The 2264-nt window shown below is 56.2% G+C and carries 3 protein-coding genes; 2 read left to right on the top strand and 1 reads right to left on the bottom strand.

Going from position 1 to position 2264, the window contains the following annotated elements:
* The first annotated feature begins 194 nt into the window (after nucleotides 1-194).
* Together aac(3)-IId and FTU19_RS16095 are read left to right on the top strand one after the other, a co-directional pair.
* Nucleotides 195-1055 (top strand): aminoglycoside N-acetyltransferase AAC(3)-IId, encoded by an 861-nt coding sequence (gene aac(3)-IId, locus FTU19_RS16100; RefSeq protein WP_000557454.1) that lies wholly within the window; start codon nucleotides 195-197, stop codon nucleotides 1053-1055.
* A 12-nt stretch (nucleotides 1056-1067) separates the two neighbouring features.
* Nucleotides 1068-1610 carry an AAA family ATPase gene (locus FTU19_RS16095; protein ID WP_000587837.1) on the top strand — a complete coding sequence of 181 codons (543 nt, stop codon included), beginning with the start codon at nucleotides 1068-1070 and terminating at the stop codon, nucleotides 1608-1610.
* A 407-nt stretch (nucleotides 1611-2017) separates the two neighbouring features.
* Here FTU19_RS16095 and FTU19_RS16485 read toward each other — a convergent pair.
* On the bottom strand, nucleotides 2018-2264 hold a 247-nt coding region (locus FTU19_RS16485), incomplete at its 5' end, for a hypothetical protein (protein ID WP_206299284.1).

The following is a 2264-nucleotide window of genomic DNA, read 5'->3' as shown; positions in this document are numbered from 1 at the left end:
ACAAAATGACACCAAATGAGTTTTACTATGATCAGCTACCCCAACAAAACAAGGTGGCTTAACTAGAGCGGAATATCACTTATAAATACGCTTTTAGTTGTTCAAACAAGTGGGACCACCTCTATATCTCGATAGGTATAGTAGAGTGATATCTCGATAGGTATAGTGTTTTGCAGTTTAGAGGAGATATCGCGATGCATACGCGGAAGGCAATAACGGAGGCGCTTCAAAAACTCGGAGTCCAAACCGGTGACCTCTTGATGGTGCATGCCTCACTTAAAGCGATTGGTCCGGTCGAAGGAGGAGCGGAGACGGTCGTTGCCGCGTTACGCTCCGCGGTTGGGCCGACTGGCACTGTGATGGGATACGCGTCGTGGGACCGATCACCCTACGAGGAGACTCTGAATGGCGCTCGGCTGGATGACGAAGCCCGCCGTACCTGGCTGCCGTTCGATCCCGCAACAGCCGGGACTTACCGTGGGTTCGGCCTGCTGAATCAATTTCTGGTTCAAGCCCCCGGCGCGCGGCGCAGCGCGCACCCCGATGCATCGATGGTCGCGGTTGGTCCGCTGGCTGAAACGCTGACGGAGCCTCACGAACTCGGTCACGCCTTGGGGGAAGGATCGCCCGTCGAGCGGTTCGTTCGCCTTGGCGGGAAGGCCCTGCTGTTGGGTGCGCCGCTAAACTCCGTTACCGCATTGCACTACGCCGAGGCGGTTGCCGATATCCCCAACAAACGGTGGGTGACGTATGAGATGCCGATGCTTGGAAGAGACGGTGAAGTCGCCTGGAAAACGGCATCGGATTACGATTCAAACGGCATTCTCGATTGCTTTGCTATCGAAGGAAAGCCGGATGCGGTTGAAACTATAGCAAATGCTTACGTGAAGCTCGGTCGCCATCGAGAAGGTGTCGTGGGCTTTGCTCAGTGCTACCTGTTCGACGCGCAGGACATCGTGACGTTCGGCGTCACCTATCTTGAGAAGCATTTCGGAACCACTCCGATCGTGCCTCCGCACGAGGCCGTCGAGCGCTCTTGCGAGCCTTCAGGTTAGAGGCCGTCGACAATGATAATCTGGATCAACGGACCTTTCGGCGCCGGAAAGACGACGCTCGCTAAGCGGCTGCGCGATCGGCGTTCCAAATCGCTGATCTTTGACCCCGAGGAAATCGGGTTCGTGGTGAAAGAAACGGTCCCCATGCCAGCGAGCGGAGACTATCAGGATCTCCCCTTGTGGAGGGGACTTACGATCGCGGCGGTCAGGGAGATTCGAAGGAATTACTCGCAGGACATCATCATCCCAATGACGCTCGTGCACCCGGACTATCTGACTGAGATACTCGACGGGGTAAGGCGGATCGACGATCAGCTGCTGCACATCTTTCTGACGCTCAACGAGGACCTATTGCGTCACCGGATCGCGAACCAGACCATGCATCCTGACCCGAATCGAAATGCGGAGATTCGAGAGTGGCGATTAGCGAATGTCGCCCGATGCTTGGCCGCAAGGGAACGGCTTCCATGCACAACCCGTGTTCTCGATAGTGGTGCACACACCAGCGATGAACTCGCAGCGATGGTGCTCGACGGAATCGATGGGCGCACCTGATCGCCTTCGACGCCTGCGCAAAGCGTAGCGCGAGGGTGGCGGGCTCACGACCAAACGCCCAGAGGTCGATCATCGCAGGGATGTTTGGCTTTGTGGTGCGGACGACGGGACTCGAACCCGTACTCTCACAGAGAAGCAGATTTTCGTACCACCTCGACTTTCGCCGCCGTCTGATGACGTTCGTGGTCTGGACTGTCCCTTCGCCATTGCCCGAAGGCTTTAGGCGCCGCCCGTCCAGTCTCTACACCTTCCCCCGAAGGGGCTTGGCTCGGGATTGGCTTAGGGTATTGCCCGTTAGCGTTCCCCGACTTTGAGCGGTTCTACTCCGCGGATTTCCCCGCGGGCACTCCAATTTTAAAGTCTGCTGCGTCTACCGATTTCGCCACGTCCGCCTTTTTTCGCCGTTCCTAGCGCTCGTGCGATGCACCTATGTTGCACCTAGCGCCGAATCGTTCTTCGTCATCCTGAAAAACCACGTCTCCTAAAGCCTTGCATAGCTTATCTTTTCTCCACCACGAACTTTTTTGGGCACTGTTGCAAATAGTCGGTGGTGATAAACTTATCATCCCCTTTTGCTGATGGAGCTGCACATGAACCCATTCAAAGGCCGGCATTTTCAGCGTGACATCATTCTGTGGGCCGTACGCTGGTACT

The sequence above is a fragment of the Acinetobacter sp. YH12072 genome, from assembly GCF_013419565.1.
Lineage (GTDB): Bacteria > Pseudomonadota > Gammaproteobacteria > Pseudomonadales > Moraxellaceae > Acinetobacter.
The sequence above is the reverse complement of the archived record's forward strand: the minus strand, read 5'-3'. Positions and strand labels throughout refer to the sequence as shown.